Source organism: Sphingomonas sp. GW821-FHT12D09 (genome assembly GCF_058807215.1).
This window is the reverse complement of the sequence record NZ_JBXAQL010000005.1, coordinates 361259-380541: the sequence shown is the minus strand read 5'-3', so window position 1 is coordinate 380541 and position 19283 is coordinate 361259. Positions and strand designations below refer to the sequence as shown.

General features: G+C 67.5%; 9 protein-coding genes. 7 read left to right on the top strand and 2 right to left on the bottom strand.

All coding sequences use genetic code 11. From position 1 onward, the window contains the following. Positions 1 to 10978: beta strand repeat-containing protein (locus AC1RPL_RS21525; RefSeq protein ID WP_493072402.1), on the bottom strand; the 10978-nt coding region annotated here is incomplete at its 3' end. A 351-nt stretch (positions 10979 to 11329) separates the two neighbouring features. Between AC1RPL_RS21525 and AC1RPL_RS21520 the strand changes: the two genes are divergently transcribed. The 7 genes from AC1RPL_RS21520 to AC1RPL_RS21490 are packed head-to-tail and all read left to right on the top strand — an operon-like array spanning position 11330 to position 18009. Then, positions 11330 to 11932, top strand: a complete 603-nt coding sequence (locus AC1RPL_RS21520) for a TetR/AcrR family transcriptional regulator (protein WP_493072400.1) — start codon at positions 11330 to 11332, stop codon at positions 11930 to 11932. A 20-nt stretch (positions 11933 to 11952) separates the two neighbouring features. Continuing rightward, positions 11953 to 12954: a 3-oxoacyl-[acyl-carrier-protein] synthase III C-terminal domain-containing protein gene (locus tag AC1RPL_RS21515; RefSeq protein ID WP_493072398.1), complete on the top strand. Its 1002-nt coding sequence runs from the start codon at positions 11953 to 11955 to the stop codon at positions 12952 to 12954. Next, positions 12951 to 13931 (top strand): NAD-dependent epimerase/dehydratase family protein, encoded by a 981-nt coding sequence (locus tag AC1RPL_RS21510; RefSeq protein ID WP_493072396.1) that lies wholly within the window; start codon positions 12951 to 12953, stop codon positions 13929 to 13931. The genes AC1RPL_RS21515 and AC1RPL_RS21510 overlap by 4 nt, the downstream gene beginning before the upstream one ends. Further along, positions 13924 to 14760, top strand: coding sequence for an MBL fold metallo-hydrolase (locus AC1RPL_RS21505; RefSeq protein ID WP_493072395.1), 837 nt, complete (start codon positions 13924 to 13926; stop codon positions 14758 to 14760). The genes AC1RPL_RS21510 and AC1RPL_RS21505 overlap by 8 nt, the downstream gene beginning before the upstream one ends. Then, positions 14757 to 15890 carry an ATP-grasp domain-containing protein gene (locus AC1RPL_RS21500; RefSeq protein ID WP_493072393.1) on the top strand — a complete coding sequence of 378 codons (1134 nt, stop codon included), beginning with the start codon at positions 14757 to 14759 and terminating at the stop codon, positions 15888 to 15890. The genes AC1RPL_RS21505 and AC1RPL_RS21500 overlap by 4 nt, the downstream gene beginning before the upstream one ends. Beyond that, positions 15866 to 17014, top strand: a complete 1149-nt coding sequence (locus AC1RPL_RS21495; protein WP_493072391.1) for a hypothetical protein — start codon at positions 15866 to 15868, stop codon at positions 17012 to 17014. Before AC1RPL_RS21500 ends, AC1RPL_RS21495 begins: the two co-directional genes overlap by 25 nt. Continuing rightward, positions 17011 to 18009 (top strand): Rieske 2Fe-2S domain-containing protein, encoded by a 999-nt coding sequence (locus AC1RPL_RS21490; RefSeq protein ID WP_493072389.1) that lies wholly within the window; start codon positions 17011 to 17013, stop codon positions 18007 to 18009. Before AC1RPL_RS21495 ends, AC1RPL_RS21490 begins: the two co-directional genes overlap by 4 nt. Here AC1RPL_RS21490 and AC1RPL_RS21485 read toward each other — a convergent pair. Continuing rightward, positions 18000 to 19268: a F390 synthetase-related protein gene (locus AC1RPL_RS21485; protein ID WP_493072387.1), complete on the bottom strand. Its 1269-nt coding sequence runs from the start codon at positions 19266 to 19268 to the stop codon at positions 18000 to 18002. The genes AC1RPL_RS21490 and AC1RPL_RS21485 overlap by 10 nt on opposite strands. Positions 19269 to 19283 lie beyond the last annotated feature (15 nt).

The following is a 19283-nucleotide window of genomic DNA, read 5'->3' as shown; positions in this document are numbered from 1 at the left end:
AAATGCCGTTCAGCACCGAGGTGCCGCTGGCGTTGGTCAGCGTGCCGCTGCCGAGATTGGCGTTCACCACCGCGCCGGTCAGATCATATTCGGTAGCGGTGAGCGTGCCCGTGCCGGCAAGCGTGCCGTTCAGCGCAAGCCCCGCGACCGTGTCGCTGTTCGCACCGATATCCAGCGTCGCACCAGCCAGGACCGACACGATAGCAGCATCGGCGAGGCGGTTCGAAGTGCCCAGCGCCAGCCTACCGGCCTGCACCGAGACATTGCCGGCAGCAGTGCCGTTGAGCGTCGAGGTGCCGCCCAGCTGGAACAGCGTGCCCGCACCCAGATTGGCGTACACCATCGCACCGTTGAGCTGATACTGCCCCGCGCTCAGCGTGCCTGAGCCGGCCAGCGTACCGTTAATCGCGATGCTGCCGACCGTATCGTTGAACACTCCAAGATCGAGCGTCGCGCCCGAAGCCACCGCCACCGCGGCAGCATCCGCCAGACGGTTCGAAGCGCCCAGTGCCAGCGTACCGCCATTGACGCCCACTACCGATGCCGCCGAAGCGCCGTTCAGCGTCGAGATGCCGGCAACATTGAACAGCGTGCCCGTACCCAGATTGGCGTTCACGGTGGCGCCGCTCAGGTCATATTCGGCCGTGATGAGCGTCCCGGTGCCGGCCAACGTGCCGAACAGCGCAAAGCCGCCGACCGTGTCGTTGAACACGCCGAGGTCGAGCGCAGCACCCGAAGCGACCGCCACAATGGCAGCGTCCGCCAGACGATCCGATGCGCCCAGTGTCAGCGTGCCGCCATTGATGCCTGCCGCCGATGCCGCCGAGGTGCCGTTCAAGATCGAGATACCAGCAACATTGATCAGCGTGCCGGTGCCGAGGTTGGCGTTCACGGTGGCGCCGTTCAGGTCATATTCGACCGCCGTGAGCGTACCGGTGCCGGTCAGCGTGCCGGACAGCGCGATGCCGCCGACCGTGTCGTTGAATGCGCCCAGGTCGAGCGTGGCGCCCGACGAGACCGCCACCGTGGCAGCGTCGGCAAGACGGTCCGCGGCGCCCAGCACCAGCGTGCCCGCCTGCACCGAGACATCGCCGCCAGCCGTGCCGTTCAGCATCGAGATGCCGCCCAGGTTGAAGAGCGTGCCCGTGCCCAGATTGGCATCCACGGTCGCGCCGGTCAGCTGGTACTGGCCCGCGGCGAGCGTGCCCGAACCGGCTAGCGTGCCGTTCAGCGCCAGCACTCCGATCGTGTCGCTGTTCGCGCCGAGATCAAGGATCGCGCCGCCATCGACCTGGACCGTCGCCCCATCTGCGAGGCGGTCAGCGCCGCCAAGCTGGAGCGTGTCGGCCTGGACGCGGACGCTCTGCGCTGCGGACGTGCCGTTCAGCACCGAGATGCCGCCAACCTGGAACAAGTTCCCGCTGCCCAGATTGGCGTTCACCGCCGCGCCGGCGAGATCATATTCGCCTGCGGTAAGCGTACCCGAGCCCGCCAGCGTGCCGGCGACGCCGACAAGGCCAACCGTCTCGTCAAAGCCCTGTAGATCGAAGGTCGCGCCCTGGACGATGCCCAGGGTCGCGGTGTCGGCGATGCGGTCGGCCGCGCCGAGCTGCAGCGTGCCCGCATTGATCGCTACGTTGCTGCCAGTGATCGTACCGTTCAGCAGCGAGAGACCGCTGGCATTGACCACCACGCCGGCGAGGTTGGCATTCACGATCGCCCCGTCGAGCTGGACGAAGCTGGCCCCAAGCGTGCCGGCACCGGCAAGCGTACCGGCGATCGCGGCGATGCCGACCGTGTCGTCGAACGTACCAAGGTCGAGCGTCGCGTCGCTCGCGACGGAAAGCGCGGCATTGTCCGCCAGGCGATTCGAGGCACCGAGCGCCAGCGTACCGGCATTGATGGTGACCGTGTTCGCAGCCGCTGTGCCGTTCAGCGTCGAGACGCCGCCGGACTGGACGAGAGTGCCGGTGCCGAGGTTGGCGTTCACCGTCGCGTCGTTCAGGGCATAGCTGGCTGCGCTGAGCATACCGCTGCCTGCGAGCGTGACGGTGTTGGCGGTGCCGTTAAGCGCCACCGTCGCGACGGTGTCGTCGTTGGCGCCCAGGTCGACCGCGCCACCGGCGAGGACGACTAGGGTCGAAGCGTCCGCCAGCACGTTCGACGCGCCGAGGGTGAGCGTACCCGCCACCAGGGTCTGGCCGGTATAGGCATTGGCGCCCGACAGGGTAACGCCGGTGCCGCTGGCGATGCCGAGATTGCCGCTGCCCGCGATCGTGCCACCGAAGCTGCTGCTGCCCGCGCCGGCCAGGACCAGCGTGTTCGCGCCGATCTGGACGGCGCCGGTGCCGGCAAGGTTGCCGATCGTCGTATCGGCAAGGATCTGGAAGCTGCCCGGCGCGGCGATGTTCACCAGCACGCCATTGCTGATACTGCTGTCAGCCGAAGCGACGAGCGTGCCCGAATTGATCTGCCAGCCAGCATTCGTGCCGTCGATGCCGGCGAGCGTCCAGACGCCCGTGCCATTCATCGCGCGGCTCTCGAAATTGGCCGTGGTACCGATATCGAGGCTGGCATTGCCGGTGCCCGCGAGCACCAGCCCGTCGGTGCCGGCGCCGCCATTGAAGGTCGAGCCCGCGCCGATCGTCGCGCCGCTATCCAGCACCAGCGTGTCGTTGCCGCCACCAAGGGTGACCGAGCCGGTATAGCTGCCCGCCACGGTTACCATCGATGCGGCGCTGCCGCTCACCAGGATCGCACCATTGGTGGTCGAGCCTGCCTGCAGGTCGATCGTCGTGGCGCCGTTGCTGGTGATCGCACCCGCCCCGGCACCGATCGTGCCCCCGGCCAGGTTGGTGAAGCTCAGCGCGCCAGTGGAGCTGACGCCCCAGCCGGTGTTCAGGTTGTTGCCACCCTGGATGCTGCCCGAGTTGGCAATGGTACCACCTGCGTCGAGACGAATGCCGTAATCGAAGCTACCCGAGATTGTGCCGGCATTGATGATGTTCGCGCCGCCACTTGCGAGGATTGCGCTCTTACCTTGGATCGTCGCGCCTGCAGCATTGTTGAGCGCCAGCGCACCGGTCGCGTTGATCCCTGGATTGACGAAAGTGCCTGAGATCGAGCCGCCGGTCTGGTTGGACACCATTATCGTCCCGGAGCCGTTGTTGAAGACGGTGCCGTTGATCGTGCCGCTGTTGGTGACGCTGTTCGCGGCGGCACCGGTACCGATGACCGAGCCGGTTACGTTACCGCTATTGCCGAACGAGCCGCCGCCCGACAGCGTGACGCTGGTGCCGTTGGAGGCATTCAGCGTGCCGGTGTTGATCACCGCCGAGCCGTCGAGGATGGCGATGCCGCCCGCAACGCTGTTGTTGCCGGTAAAGGTCAGCGCCTCGGTCGAAGCGAGGCCCAAAACGTTCACCCGGCCGCTGCCGGTGATGTTCTGCGTCACCGTGCCGCCGAAAGGCTGGACATAGGCCAGCGTGCCGTTGGCGACGATATTGCTGCCCGAGATGGTGTCGCTGGCGCCCTGGAGGGTGGCGCCCGTGTTGATCGTGGTCGTGCCCGTCCAGCTGTTCATGGCGTTGGTGAGGACGACCGTCCCCTGCCCGCCGATCACCAGCTGCTGGACCGAGTCGACGCCGGGGTTCGCGCTGGTGGTGATCGCACCGGTCAGTGTCGCGACGACACCGCTATCCGCATTGAACGTGGCTGGGTCGGCCGAGGACGGAGTGGCCACCTCGAGCGAGATGTTGTTGGCATAGCTGCCGGTAGCGCCGAAGATCGCGGTCGGGTCGATCATGTGGATCGTACCGGTGCCGAACGCGCCCGCCGTGTTCGCACGGATGTCGCCGCCGTCGACATAGATGTCGCCGGTATTGCCCTGGGTGCCGCTGAAGGTGACGGTGCCGCCATTCTCCGCATAGATATCGGCGTCGGGCGACGAGCTTGGCCCGGAGACGGTCACGTCACCGGAGGTGAACCCGAACTTCTCGAACCCGGTGAAATTGGCCAGCGTAACGGTGGTGCTGGTGCCTGCGCCGAAATTGCCGTTCAGCGTGTCGGTGCCGTTGCCGCCGTCCACCAGGCCGGCGATCGTGCCGCCGAGATAGGTGAACACGTCGTCGCCGTCGCCGAGATTAGCTGAGAGGATCGAGCCGCCGTCGCGCAGCACGACATTGTCGATGCCGGTACCGGTCGAGACATAGCTGCCGTTCAGCGTGCCGGCGATATCGACATTGCGGGTGCCTGCGCCGGTCGAGACCACATTGCCGGTCGTGGTCGAGCCCGCCTGCAGGTCGACCGTGATCGCGGAGGCGCCACCGAGCGCGATCGCGCCCGCGCCGCCGCCGGTGATCGTGCCGCTGTTGATGATCGCCGCCGTGCCGTTGCCGATCACGACGCCCCAGCCGTTGACGGCATCGCTGCCGCCGCTGATCGTGCCGCTGTTGGTGAGGGTGCCGCCCTGGTCGAGCGTCGCGCCCGTGTCGACGGTCGCGGTGATCGTGCCGGCATTGGTGATGGCGGCGTTCGTGCCGCCCATCAGGATGCCGGACTGGCCGGCGATCATGCCGCCAGCCTGATTGGTGACGATGCTGTTGGCGCCCTGGAGCGACACCGCACCCGTCGTGCCCGAATTGAGCGTACCGGCGTTGGTGACGGTCGCACCGGTGCCCGTGCCGGACAGGGTCCAGGCCGCGCCGGTGACACTGCTGCCCGTAGCGATGTTGACCGTGACGTTGGCGTTGTCGAGCGTGGCGCTGTTGCCGATGGTCGTCCAGGTCGCCGCCTGGCCCGCCGTGCCGATGTTGAGCGTGGTGCCGGCGCCCAGCGTCCAGCCCGCCTGGCCGGACTGCGTGCCGGTCAGCGTCAGGCTGCTCGACAGCAGATTCTGCGTCTCGAAGCCGGTGACTGTGCCCAGTGCCAGCGTAGTTGCCGTGCCGCGGTTGACGTTGAACACATCGGTGCCCGCGCCGCCGTCGAGCGCGCCGGAGACAGTGCCGCCGTTCCAGTTGAGCGTGTCGGCACCACCGCCGAAATAGATTGCGCCGTTGATCACCGAGCCGGTGTTCAGCGTGACGGTGTTGTCAAAGCTACCGGCAAGGTTGATCGCCGCGGCGCCGCCGCTGATCGTGCCGCTGTTGGTGATCGTGGTCGGGCCGGAATTGGCGTTGATGCCGATCGTGGCGCCATTGAGCGCGCCCGAGTTGAAGACGGTGTTGCCGGTGCCGTTGAAGACGATCGCGGAGCCGGCCGTCGTAGTGATCGAGCCGGTGTTGACCACATACGCGCTGCCATCGAAGCGGACGGCGCTGGAGCCGGCCGATGCGCTCGAGATGATGCCGTCATTGTAGAGCGCCGACGCGCCGGTCGAATAGACGGCGTACTGACCCGAGCCGCTCTGCTGGCGGATGATACCACCGACATTGTTGGTCACTGCACCGCTGGCGAGCTGGATGGCGTGGCCCGTAGCCGTGCCGGTCGTCTCGATCGTGCCGCTGTTGGTGATAGAGGCCGGGAAGGTGATGCCCCCGGTGGCGACCACGCCGGAGTTGCCGCGGATCGTCGCGCCGCTGGCGTTGGTCAGCTGGACGATGCCGTTGTTGGTGTTGGTGAAGCGGACGCCGGCATTGGCGTTCGAAGTGATCAGCCCGCCGCTATTGTTGGTGACCGTGCCGAAGGTCAGCGCGATGCCCGCGCCGCCCGTGGCGATCGTGCCGAACACGCCGCCCGATACGGTACCGGTGCCGATCGTGCCGCTGTTGGTGATCGTGGCTCCGGCCTGCGCCCAGATGCCATTGGTCTGGCCGGCGATGATGCCGCTGTTGGTAAGGGTGAGCGCACCGCCGGTATAGATGCCCTGATCGAGGCCCATGATCGTGCCGGCGTTGACGACAGTCAGCGCCGCATCGGTATTGGCGATGCCGCTGCCGGTGCCGGGCGTGACGTTGCCCTGCCCGTCGATCACGCCGCCGGCATAGTTGTTGACGGTCAGCGCACCCGCGCCGGCCAGATTCTCGATGCCGTTGCGAAGGTCGCCGGTGATCGAGGCATAGTTGTTGACGGCGAGCGCGCCGGTCGAGTTCACCGCGCGGTATATGCCGTCGTTGCTGCCGAGGATCGAAGCGGTGTGGTTCGACACCGACCCGTTGTTGATCGTCAGTGCCCCGGTCGATGCAGCGGCATAGACCGCGTTGCCGGTGCCGGCGCCCGTGCCGGAGATCGTGCCGAGATTGTCGAGCGACGCGCCCGCGCCCGAAAGCAGGACGCCATAGGTGCTGCTGGCCTGGATCGATCCGCCCGAGGCGACCGTCAGATTCGCGCCAGCGCCGGTTACGCCAACGCCGACAATCCCGAGAGTGGGCACGCGCGAGCCGGTGAACGTCAGCGCGGCATTGGTGCCGTTGACCTGGACTATCCCGGAGTTGGTGATGCTGCCGCCCAGCGTCACCCGGCCGGTGCCGCTGATGTTGACCTGGCCCGTGCCGCTGATGTTGCCGTTATAGGTACCGGCAAAGCTCTGGTTGTAGGTCAGCGCCGCATTGTCGACGATCGAGCTGCCGCTGATCGAGCTGGTCGTACCGGCCAGCGTGCCGCCGGAGATAGTCGTAACGCCGGTCCAGCTGCTGCCGGTCCCGGTCAACGTCCAGAGGCCGGAGCCCTGCTTGGTGAGGCCGCCGGTGCCGGTGATGTTGCCGCCATAGGTGCCGCTGGCATTGGTCACGATCAGCGTGTTCGTGCCGAGCGTGGTCGCGCCGGTGCCGTCGATGCTGAGGAGCGTGGCAGCGCCGGTGTGGCCGGCGATGCTGAAGGTCGCGTTGTTGGTGATCGCGCTCGATGCGAGCGTGCCGGTGCCGCTCAGGGCCAGCGTGCCGCCCGAAATGGTCGTGGCGCCGGTATAGGTGTTGGTCCCCGTCAGCGTCTGCGTGCCAGTGCCGGTCTTGGTGATCGCGAGGATGCGACCGGCGGTGACCGTGCTGTCGATGATCGACCCGCTGAAAGTGCCCGAGCCATTGGCGGCACCAAGCGTCAGCGTCCGGGTGCCGGAGAAGCCGCCCATGAGGGTGCCCGAGCCAGTGAGCGCATCGATCTGGACAGTGCCCTCGACCGTGTCGAAGATCGCGCCGCTGGCGATATTCAGGCTCGCCAGGTTGCCCGTCCAGAAGCCCTGCGCGGAGGAACTGCCGTTCACCCTGCCGCTCTGAACGTCGATCAAGCCACCTGCGGCCATCGAGATAATGGTGTTGCCATTGCCGCCAAAGCCGATCGCGGAAACAGAACCCGCGGCACCGGTGAAGCGCAGCGTGCCTGCGCCCGAGATGGTGCCGCCTTCCGTGTAGAGCACCCCGCCCGTCTGGTTGTCGAGTTGCAGCACGGCGCCCGAATTGATCAGGGCACCGCCGCTGCCTAGCGCGGAGGCCGTGTTGTACTGGACCACCGTGCCGTTGCTGATCGTCGTCAGCCCGGCATAATTGTTGGCGCCGTTGGTCAGGATCGTGGTGCCGAGCCCGTCGAACACCAGCGGCTGCGCAGGCACGCCGCTCTGGGTGATCGCGCCGGTCAGCGTCGCGGTGACGCCGGCATCGGTCTGGATGCGCGTGGGATCGCCGGCCGGATCGACCGAGGCGAGGACGATCGCGTTCGAATAGGTGCCGGTCGCGCCATATTGGATCGTCGGATCGATCGCAGTGATCGTGCCGGTGCCAAACGCGCCCGCGCTGGTCGCGCGGATGATCGCGCCGTTGACGCTGATCGCGCCGGTGAGCCCGCTGCCGCTGAACACCAAGGTGCCGCTCGGGGTGCCGTTGCCGGCAGCGATCGCCATCGTCGGGCTCGCGGACGCGCCGCTCAGCGTCCAGGTGCCGGTGCCGGTCTTGTTGAGGATCTCGAACGCCGTGACGTTCGCGAGACTCATCGTGCCCGCAGTGCTGCCGCCAAGCGCCAGCGTATCGGTGCCGGAGCCGCCGTTGAGCGTCCCGAAGGTCGCCCCGGTCATCACGTTCAGCGTGTCGCTGCCGCTGCTCAGGTTGACCGAGCCGGTCGTGGTCGAGCCGCTGTTGAGCGTGACGACGTCGTCGAAGATCGAAAGCGAGATCGCCCCCGAGTTGCCCGAGATCGTGCCGCTGTTTGTCACCGTCGTCGCAGCGCCCGAAGAGGCGATGCCGTAGGAGACGCCGATCAGCGAACCGGTGTTGGTGATGCTGCCGCCGCCGTTGACCGTAATGCCGACGGAGCCATTGACGGTGCCCGAATTGACGAGGGTCGTGGTGCCGGTGACGGCATAGATGCCGACGCTGGTCGCGGTGATCGTGCCGGCGTTGCTCAACGTGCTGCCGCCCGCGTCGCTACGGATGCCGATATTTGCGGTGATCGTACCGCGATTGTCGAGCGTCGAGCCGCCATTGGTACTGCGCAGGCCAGTGCTGTCAGCGCCCGAAGCGTTGATCGTCGAATAATTGGTCGCGGTGCCGCCGGTCGCGAGCAGGATTCCCGCGGCGTTGCCCGCGGTGATCGTGCCGGAATTGCTGACCGTGCCGGCCGCGCCGCGCACGTCCACGCCCGCACCACCGCTGCTGATCGTCCCGCCGGCACTGTTGGTTACCGTGCCGCCGTTGTCCAGGTACACGCCGGTGCCCGCGGATCCGGCATAGATCGAGCCACTATTGATAATCGTGCCCGTGCCCGTGCCGGAAATCCAGATGCCATAGCCCGTGCCGCCGGTGGTGAAGGCCGTGCCGCTGACCGACCCATTGCCGATCGTGCCGGCATTGGTGATGTTGGTGATGGCCGAGGCCGAAAGGATGCCGTTCGCCGCACCGGCGATCACGCCGCCGCTATTGTTGGTTACGGTCTGGGCGCTGCCGCTGCCGCTGCCGATAAAGATGCCGGTCGCGTTAGTCCCGCTGATTACGCCCGAATTGGTCAGCGTGAGAAGGCCCGATTGCTGGTTCACGCCATCGACCAGGCCGGACAGCGTGCCCAGGTTGGTGATCGTCGCCGCGCCGCCTACGTTGTTATACGCCCCCCAGCGGCCATAGACCCTGGCGCCCGCCTGGGTATTCAGCGTCGCGCCCGCGCCCATTCGCACTGCGGCATAAGTCGTGTCGTCGGCAGTGACGCTGCCGAGGCTGGCGGTGGTGCCGGCATCGACATCGACGCCGCCCGAAACCGAAAGCGCGCCGGTCAACGTGGCGTTCGACGATACACGAACCGTGCCGCTGCCGGTGATCGCGCTGGAGACGGTGCCGGTGCGGTTGACGCGGACCTGGCTGCCGCCGACAAGGCTGATCGCGCCTGCGACCGAGCCGGTCGCTCCGCCGTTGCCGAGCTGCAGCGTGCTGCCGGTGACGGTGGTGCCACCGGCATAGGTGTTGGTACCGGCAAGCACGAGCGTGCCGCCACCCGTCAGCGAAACTGCCGCCCCGGCGCCGGTGCCGGCGGTATAGCCGACGCCAACCAAGCTGGTCGACGAATCATCGACGATCGTGTCGCTGATCGTCGTGGTGCCGGTGACGTTGAAACCGGTGGTGGTGCCCGAGGTCAGGAACATCGCCGTGCCGACAGCCGCGCCGTCGCCGACCGCGCCGGTGGCGCCGCCGGTGCCGCCGGTCGCCGATCCGCCGCTGAAGCTGGTATTGCCCGAAATGGTGAAGGAACCGCTGCGCACGAACACCGCACCGCCGGCACCCAGGCCGCCGCCGCCGATGGTGCTGCTGCCCGAACCCGCGCCCGTGCCGCCGGCGCCCGCAGTCGCGCCGCCGCCGGCACCGCCGCCGCCGCCGAAGCCGCCATTGCCACCATTTCCGGTGCCAGTGCCGCTGATGGTGTAGCCATAGCCGCCCGCGCCGCCGCCGCCATAGCCGCCGCTGCCGGCATTATAGGCGTAGTAGCCGCCGCCGAAGTCGCCGCCATTGCCGCCTGTGCCGGCGCCGGCGCTGCCGCCGCCGCCGCCGCCAACGCCGCCACTGGTGCCGCCGGCGTTGTTGCTGCCGCCCGTACCGCCGAAGCCGGTATAGCCCGCGCCGCCGCCGCCGCCGCCCTGATGGCTGCCGCCTGCTCCGCCACGTATACCGCCGCCGCCGCCGCCGCCGCCATAGTTGACGGTGGCGCCCCCGGTTTGCGTTTCGAGCGCGCCGCCAAGGCCGCCATTGGTGCCGGCAGTGCCATTGGCGTTCGCACTACCAGAACCACCGCCGCCGCCGGGCCCGCTGCCGCCGGCGCCGGCAGGCGTTCCGTTGGGATTGCCGTTGAAAAGCTGAGAGCCGCCGCCACCGCCGCCGCCGCTATAGCCGCCGCCGCCGCCGCCCGCGTTGCCGCCCTGGCCGCCCGAGCCGCCCAGGCCGCCACCACCGCCGCCACCGCTGCCGTTGCTGTTCAGGGCGGCGCCGTTGCCGCCCGCCGCCGCATTGCCGCTGAACGAGACGTCGGTCGCAGTGACGTTGCCGCTGTTGACGAAGATCGCACCGCCGGCGCCCATGCCGCCGGCGCCGCCGCCCACGCCGCCATTGCCGCCCTGCGCCTTGCCATTGGCAAGCACGAGCCCGGTGAAGTTCACCGCGCCCACGCCGGCATCGACGAAGAACAGCCGGTACTGGTTGTTGCCGCTGATCGTGAAGGTGTTGCCCGCGGCGCTCTGGAAGTTCGTCGCGGCCAGGACGACGGGCAGCAGGTTGAAGATCGTGATGTTCGATCCGACGACGATCGTCGAGCCGGGATTGCCGTTCGCTGCATTGATCGCCGCGGTGAGCTCGGCCTCGGTGTTGACCGTATAGGTGCTCGGCGAAGGCGAAGGCGATGGCGCGGGCGGCGGCGTCGGCGTCGGGCTTCCGCTACCGCCGCCACCGCCTTCGCACGGATCCGGCGTGGGCGTTCCTTCGGTGGGCAGGAAGACGCAGTTCTGGGCGAAGGCAGGCGTTCCGGCCAGCGCGATCCCGATCAGCGCGGTCGAGGCGAGCAACGCCTTTCGCAGCAGCATCTCGCGTCCCGCACGCGCCGACACCATTTTGGACGCGCGCGCGCCCTTGCTGCGATTAACCATGACCTTGGAAGTCCCCGGAAAAATATCGTTCTACCCTGGCCAATATCTCGCGAACGCAAGCCGCTGGCCGTAAACGATTTTCCTCTACTCCGGATTCAACATCCCTGTTTGAATGGACGTTTCAGAAACTTGTCTCCGCGTGTCACGACCCCAGGAATCTACGTAAATCTTAACCATTCACCGCGTCATTGCGGGACTCTCGCGCCCTTGCGCTTCGCGGTCGGTCGGGGACGGCGCGAGACGCGACTCTATTGAACAGTGTAAAGCTGGATGGCAGGGTCCGCGCCAGTGGCGCGCCGGTCCGATCATACCCGGGACGAGCTCCGGACGATGATCGTCCATGAGGGGCATCGTCAAATCTCCGAAGTCGGCTTTGCCCGGTTTTCGGCGCGCGAGGTGGCGAAGCGGATCGGCTATTCGATCGGCACGGTCTACAATGTGTTCGGCAGCCACGACATGCTGATCGTCGCGATCAACGCGCGCACGCTGGCGCAGTGGCAGGCACATGTCGAAGCACGGCTGAAAGGCGTGTCCGAGAATCGGCTGCGCATGCTGATAGAGGCCTATTTCGAATTCGCCATCCTCCACCGCCACGCCTGGACGGCGCTGTACGATCACCGCCTTCCCGACGATGTCGCAGCCCCCGAATATTATCTCGACCATATCCGCTCGCTGACCGGTATCGTGCGTGACGAGATCGCCGCCGCGCTACCGTCCGAACGTGTGCATGAAGCGGATGCATTGAGCCGCTCCCTGCTTGCAACGGTGCATGGGCATTGCTTCTTCACGCTCAACGGCACCTTCGCGCTGCTTGGCGAAACCACGCCGCTTGACACTGCCTACACCCGCATACTCGAAGCGATCGGGCGACCGGCCTTTACAAGTAAATGAACGGTGTTCAATATCATGCTATGAACCCGACTCGCGGCATCGGATTTCGACTGGCGGGCAGCGGCATCGCCCTGCCCCGCACCGCCGTTCCATCGACGGAGATCGACCGGCGGGTCGGTCGCGATGCAGGCTGGACCGAGTCGAATTTCGCCATCGCGACTCGCTATTGGGCGCGCGGTGATGAAACCAGTTCGTCGCTCGGCGCGGCTGCGGGATCGGCTGCGCTGGCCGCGGCGAACTGGGATGGCGGCGATCTCGATGTGATCATCTCCGCATGCGGCGTGATGGAACAACCGATCCCCGGCAACGCACCCTTGATCCAGCGCCGGCTTGGCATCGGCAACAGCGGTATCTCCGCATTCGACGTCAACGCGACGTGCCTTTCGTTTGTCGTCGCGCTCGATACGCTCTTGACGGGCATGGCAGTCGGCAAATGGCGTCGCGGCCTGATCGTATCGGTAGACCTCGCCTCCGCCGCACTCGATTTCAATGTACCTGAATCCTCGGCGATCTTCGGTGACGGAGCCGCCGCAGTGGCGATCGAAGCAGATGGCCCCAGCCGACTGCTCGCGTGTCGGCTCGCCACCTATGGCGACGATGCGGGGCTGTGCCGGCTGGAATCGGGTGGCACCCGGATGCGCCCCGAGGAGGATATCGATGCCTTTCTGGCGGTGGCGAAGTTCCGAATGGACGGCCCTGCCCTGTTCGCGGCGACCGCCAAGCGGTTTCCGCGCTTCCTGCGTGACCTGCTCGCGGAAAGCGGCGTCGCGATGGACATGATCGACACGATCGTACCGCACCAGGCAAGCGCGGCCGCGATCGAGCACCTCAAGCGCTCGGTGCCAGACGGCCATGCCAAGACGCTCGACATCTTTCGCGACCATGGCAACCAGATCGCGGCGGGCATGCCGCACGCGCTCCATGTGGCACGGGAGCGCGGCCTGATCACGCCGGACAGCCACACCCTGCTGATCGGCACCTCGGCAGGCGTTTCACTGGGCGGCGCGGTGATCCGCTGGTGACCCGCCTGGCGCTCGTGACCGGCGCGACCGGAGGATTGGGACGCGAACTGGTCGCGCAGTTGCTCGCCGCCGGATATCGAGTGCGGGCAAGCGGGCGCGATGCCGCAATCGGGGCGGAATTACAGACCGAATTTGTCTCAGCCGACCTGACCACCGATATGCTCGGCCCGTTGGTCTCTGGCGTGGATGTCGTGTTCCATCTTGCGGCCCTGTCCTCGCCCTGGGGATCGGCCGCCGCTTTCACGGCGATCAACATCGATGCGACCGAACGCCTGCTGGCAACGGCGCGCGCGGCGGGGTGCGAGGGGCTAGTCTATGCCTCCACACCCTCGATCTATGCCGAACCGCGCGATCGCATTGGATTGACCGAACACAGCCCCGTCGCGACGCGTTTCGCCAACGCCTATGCCTCGACCAAATATGCCGCCGAACAACGGGTTCTCGCCGCCGACGGACCGGGTTTCCGCACCGTAGCGATCCGGCCGCGTGCGATCGTCGGACCGAACGACAGCGTGCTCCTGCCGCGCGTCCTGCGTGCGGCCCGGGGCGGCCGGTTTCCGCTGCCGGGCGGTGGCGGCGCGTTGATCGAGCCGACCGATGTGCGCGACGCCGCGGCCGCGTTCGTTGCCGCCGACCGACACCTTGCAGCGGCAGGTGGCCAGGCGATCAACATATCGGGCGGGGATCCGCGCCCGGTACGCGAACTGCTCGGCCTGCTGTTCGCGCGGATCGGACGGGCTCCCAGGTTCGTCGCGGTGCCGACCGCGCTCGCCATGGCGATGGCAAGCGCGATGGAGCGGGTTGCCGCACTCCTTCCTGGCAGACCCGAGCCGCCGGTAACGCGCTACAGCGTCATGACCTTCGGCTTCTCGCAGACCATGCGGCTCGAACGCGCGCGCAATCTGCTCGACTGGGCGCCGCGCCATCGCATCGAGGACATGATCGCGCATGCCTTGCGGGAGCGGATCGATGCGTGAAGTTGCCGTCAACCTGATCCGCGCCGGGCACTGCGTCCACCCGCAGCGCGCGACGATCCGCGACGGCAGCTGGCGCCCGGCGATCTTTCCTGCACTTTCCGTGTTGATCGTCCATCCGGTCGAAGGCCCGATTCTGTTCGATACGGGCTACGACCCGGCGTTCTTCGCCGCGACCCGCCCCTTCCCCGAACGCTTCTACCGCTGGCTGACCCCGGCGACGCTGGCGCCGGGTGCCGACGTCGCGAGCCAGCTGCAGCGCTTCGGTTTTGCGCCCGCCGACATCCGCCACCTGATCCTGTCGCATTTCCACGCCGACCACATCGCTGGGGCGCATGCCTTTCCGAACGCGGCGATCCATTGCGCGCGGGCCGGGCTGGACGCGGCTTGTTCGAGCGGGCGGATCAAGGCGTTGCTCGGTGGCGTGCTGCCCGCACTGCTCCCTGCCGACATCGCGGTGCGCGCACGCTTCTTCGAGGATGCGCCGCGCAGCACCCTGCCGAACGCAATGCAGCCCTTTATCGAAGGCGCCGACATTCTGGGAGACGGCAGCCTGCTCGCCGTGGAGCTGCCCGGCCATTGCCCCGGCCATTGGGGTATGGTCGTCGCAGATGCCGCGCACGGCGAGCATTTCCTCGTCGCGGACGCAGCGTGGTCGAGCGACGCGATCCGTCGCAACATGCCGCCACCCCGGCTCACGAGCAGCCTGCTCGGCCACGCCAAGCGCGTTGAAGGCACCCTGGCAAAATTGCACGCGCTTTGGCGGCGCAACCCCGCGATCCGGCTGACCCCGGCGCACTGCCCCGAACGCGCCGCCGAAGCTGAGGTATGAGCGATGTGCTCATCACCGGTGCGCGCGCGCCGGTCGCGGTCGACCTGGCGCGATCCTTCGCAGCGGCGGGGCATGGCGTCCATATGGCTGACTCCGTGCCTGGCTGGGCGGCGAAGCTGTCGCGCACCGTGGCAGCGACGCACAAGTTGCCGTCACCTCGAAGCGATTTCCCAGGCTTCGAAGCGGGCTTGCGCGAGCTGGTCGCCAGGCTCGATCCGATCGCGATCATCCCGACCTGCGAGGAAGTATTCTATGTCGCTGCAGCCGGCTTTGGCGACCGCGTGCTGGCGCCATCTCTTGGTACGCTCCGCACTCTGCATTCGAAGATCGCGTTCGCCGATCATGCCCGGGCCTTGGGAATCGCCGCTCCCGAGACCTGGCGGATCGAAAGCCTTGCCGCGCTCGACGCCTTGCCGGTCACAGCGGTCGAGCTGGTGCTCAAGCCCGAATTCTCGCGCTTCGCAACCCACACGCTGATCCGCCCGACCGAGGCGCAGCTCGCCGCGATCGAACCGACAACGGCCCAGGCCTGGGCGGCGCAGCGCTTTGTCGCCGGCGAGGAACTATGCCTATGGTCGTTCGCACGCGCCGGGAGGCTGGTCGCTTCGGTCGTGTATCGCCCGACTTGGCGCCACGGCAAGGCGGCCGCCTATGCGTTCGAGGCAGTCGATTGCCCGGCCGCGATCGATATCGCATGCACCATCGCCGCGGCGGACGGGATCACCGGGCATTTGTCGTTCGACCTGATCGTCACGCCGGGCGGCGCGGTGGTGCCGATCGAGTGCAACCCCCGCGCCGTCAGCGGGCTGCACCTGTTCGACGCGCAGCCCGAACTCGCCCGCGCGATACTCGGCGACGGCGAGACGCACGCATTCCAGGGCCTGCGCTATCTCGGCCCCGCGATGGCGATGCTGGGCGTGCCCGCGGCGCTCGCGGGCGGGCGGCTCGGCGAGCTGGTCCGCGACATCGGGCGCGGGCGCGATGTGGTCGGACGGCAGGGCGACCGCCGTCCGACCATCGGCGCGATGCTCGACGCGGGGCGCTTCGCAGCGCGCGCGCTGGCGTCGCGACGCAGCGCGGCCGGCGCGACCACCGACGACATTGAATGGAATGGCGAGCCGATCGCATGATGCTGTTCGATCCGCGCGATCCGCCAGCCGGTGCTTGGCCGGACACTTGCGATTGCCGTGGCTATATCGAGGGCATCGCCAACGCCGGCGCAACTGCAATGATACCAAATGTGACGACACGCTGGCTGGCGCTCAGGTCCGGCGATCGCGTCTATCCGGTGACGGTCAATGATGGCGAGTTGGGTGGCAGCTATGTCTGCCTGCCGCACAGTGCCTATATTCTCTACGCCCGCGCCGAGCTCGACCTCGTCGATACCGGCTGGTTGCGACCGGTACTGCGCGTGCTGATCGCCGCCGCGGACGGCATGCTGCGCCGGAGCCAGATCAACCGCGTCGTCCATGTCGATAACTGGCTGCTATCGACCAATCTCCACGGCGATTGGCGGGGCGAGGATCTCCCCGCGATCCGCATATTCCTAGCCAATCAATTTCCCGACCACGCTATCGCGATCCGCTCGGTCGATTCCTGGTCGTCACCGGCCCTGCTCGATGCGGCGCGAAACGATGGGTGGCGATTGCTCGCGAGCCGACAAATCTGGGTTACCGGCGACCTGGAAAAGGACTGGCGGCGGAGGCGCGACACCCGCGACGACATGAAGCTGCTCGCCCGCAGCGGCCTGGAGATTGACGAATTCGCCATGATGACCGAGGCTGACACAGCGCGGATCGCCGAACTCTACCATCAGCTCTATGTCGGCAAATATTCGCCGCTCAACCCGGTTTTCTCTCCCCAATATGTGCTGATGACCCAGCGCACCGGCGCATTGCATTATCGCGGCGCGCGCGATGCGGACGGCAAGTTGCTGGCCGTGGCGGGTTCGCTGATCCGCGGCGATGTGCTGACGCCGCCGGTGGTCGGCTACGACACCACGCGTCCTCAGGCCGAGGGCCTGTATCGCATCGCCACTTTGCTGTTCACGACGATGGCGGAAAAGCGCGGCGTGCGGCTCAACGGCTCGGCCGGCGCGGCGCAGTTCAAGCGAAACCGCGGCGCGACCGGCGTGATCGAATATATGGCGATTGCCGCCGGCCACTTGCCCTGGCGCAGGCGCGTCGTCCTCGGCTTAATGGCCTTGGTGCTCGACCGGCTGGCAGTCCCGATGATGAAGAGGCGCGGGTTATGAGCGACGCATGGCCGATCGCGATCGCGCAAGGCTGGCACCCGCTGGCGGCGCTCGATGCGATAGGCAGGAAGCCGGTGGCGCGGCGCCTGATGGGAACGCCGATCGTGCTGTTCCTGAGCGACGGCAGGCCGGTCGCGATGCTCGACCGCTGCCCGCATCGCGCCCTCAGGTTGTCCGATGGCTGCGTGCGCGCCGGGACGATTACCTGCCCTTATCATGGCTGGCGCTTCGATGCGGACGGCCGCTGCGTCGAGGTGCCCGGATCGGACGAGGTTCCTGCAGTCGCCGTGCGCGCGCTGCCGGTCGAAGTCCGTGCCGGGCTGGTCTGGACCTGCCTCGCCGAGACGCCTCCCCCCTTCCCCCGCCTGCCCGCCCTGCTCGACGATCCGACGCTCGATCATTTCCGCTGGCTGGTGGCGCCCAGCCGGATGCGGTTGCTCGACGGGCTCGAGAACATGCTCGATGCCTCGCATCCGCATTACGTCCACCCCTGGTTCCTGCGCGGCAGGGCGCGCCGGGCGATGCGGGTCGAGGTGTCGCTGGGTCCCGATGGCGCCGAGGCGATCTATCACGAGAATGCTCGCGCCCAAGGAATCATGCCGCGCCTGCTTGAAGGCAAGCGGACGATGTCGATCGGGCGCTATTTCCCACCGACCACCGGCCAGCTGGAGTTTCACACCGAACGCGGCCTGACCGTATCGCTGACCGCGATCTTCGTGCCCGAGGACAAGGACCTGGTGCGCCCCTATGCACTGTTCGCCACCCGCAAGGGCATCTCGCCCGCCTGGCTCAAGCGCTGGGTACTCAAGGCATTCAACCTGCCGCTGCTGCGCCAGGACCAGCGGGTGCTGGCCGACCAGGTCGAGGCACTGAAGGATTGGGGCGCAGTCGATTTCGCGATCGGCCCGGCGGACCTGATCGGGCCGACCGTGTGGCGGCTGGCAAATGGGAGGCCCCAGCCGGTCGAACAGCGCGTGACGACCCTCTACCTCTGACGCCATTCGCGACGGACGCGGCGCAGCTTGCGGTCGAAATCGACCGTCAGCCCGCGCGTGACGCCGACGGTGGGCGGCACCACGCCGACGCGATCGAACAGCGCTTCCATCGACGCGACCACCCGCACGTCGCTTTCCGGCGGCAGTGCCGGGTCGATCGCGATGGTGATCTCGCCCGCTCCCGTCTGCACGATACGAAAATCGGTAATCGCCCGATCGGCATCGATGACCGCATTGCGCAGCACATCAGGCGTGATCATGCGCCACTGGCCGCCGGCGTCGCGCAGTTCGAACACATCGTCCTGCCGCCCTTCGATCCGTGCGACCGCCTGCAGCGGCGATCCGCAACGGCAGTTCTGATCCGACAGGGCGAGCAGGTCGTTCATCCGATAGCGCGCCATGATCTGGGTGCGGCGGGTGAAATCGGTGATCAATGGCATCACCAGCCCGCTATCGCCCGATGGCTGCCATTCGAACTTCACTGCATCCTCCGCCAGATGCAGCGTACCGTGCGGGCAGGAGACGCCGAACAGGCCTTCGGTCGCCATGTAGATCTCGCGCACTCTGGCGCCCGTCGCGGCCTCGATCACCGCACGATCCAGCGGGTCGAGGACTTCGGCACCGCTGAAGATATGCCGCGCAGGCAGCCTGCCGCTCTCGGCCAGTCGGCGCAGCACCTTGGGCGGCGCGACGATCGTATCGGGCGCGAAGGCGGCGAGCTCGTCGGCCCAGGCGTCAACACCGAGCCCGAGATTGAAGAAGCGCAGCGCGATCCGCCGCCCGCGCTCCGCCGAGCGATAGAGCGTCGAGAAGCCGGGCAAGGCGAGCGCGACACGGTGACGACGCCACAGGGCATCCGGCAGCGCCTTGGCGAGGATCGTGCCCAGCCAGACGAAGCGCTCGGTGTCACTTATGACGTAGTAACCGCGGTTGCCACTGGTCCCGGTGCTCTGCCCGATCGGATAGCCGCGCACACGATCTTCCCCGGCATCGATCGCCGCGCGTACTTCCGCAGCGGTGATGCCGGGGCGATTATACGCGGCGAAATTGGCGATCAGGGTCGCCTTGTCGATCGGCGGCAAGTCTTCCAGGCGCGAGGCCGCCGATCCGGCGAACGCGCCGACCGCCGGGACGGCGGTTGCCAGCCAGGCGTCGAGTCCCTTGGCCTGCCAGCGTCGGACATCGTCAGGTGTCTTGAGCCGGCCGGCGAGCCAGCGCGTCCGCAGGAAGGCCGTGGCGGCACTGAGTATAGCGGACATGCCGACAGACTATGG

What these genes read in the sequence shown, in the direction of transcription:
- AC1RPL_RS21490 (WP_493072389.1), top strand. Translation starts at nt 17,011, where the DNA reads ATGAGCGACGCATGGCCGATCGCGATCGCGCAAGGCTGGCACCCGCTG.
- AC1RPL_RS21515 (WP_493072398.1), top strand. Translation starts at nt 11,953, where the DNA reads ATGAACCCGACTCGCGGCATCGGATTTCGACTGGCGGGCAGCGGCATC.
- AC1RPL_RS21505 (WP_493072395.1), top strand. Translation starts at nt 13,924, where the DNA reads ATGCGTGAAGTTGCCGTCAACCTGATCCGCGCCGGGCACTGCGTCCAC.
- AC1RPL_RS21495 (WP_493072391.1), top strand. Translation starts at nt 15,866, where the DNA reads ATGGAATGGCGAGCCGATCGCATGATGCTGTTCGATCCGCGCGATCCG.
- AC1RPL_RS21500 (WP_493072393.1), top strand. Translation starts at nt 14,757, where the DNA reads ATGAGCGATGTGCTCATCACCGGTGCGCGCGCGCCGGTCGCGGTCGAC.
- AC1RPL_RS21485 (WP_493072387.1), bottom strand. Translation starts at nt 19,268, where the DNA reads ATGTCCGCTATACTCAGTGCCGCCACGGCCTTCCTGCGGACGCGCTGG.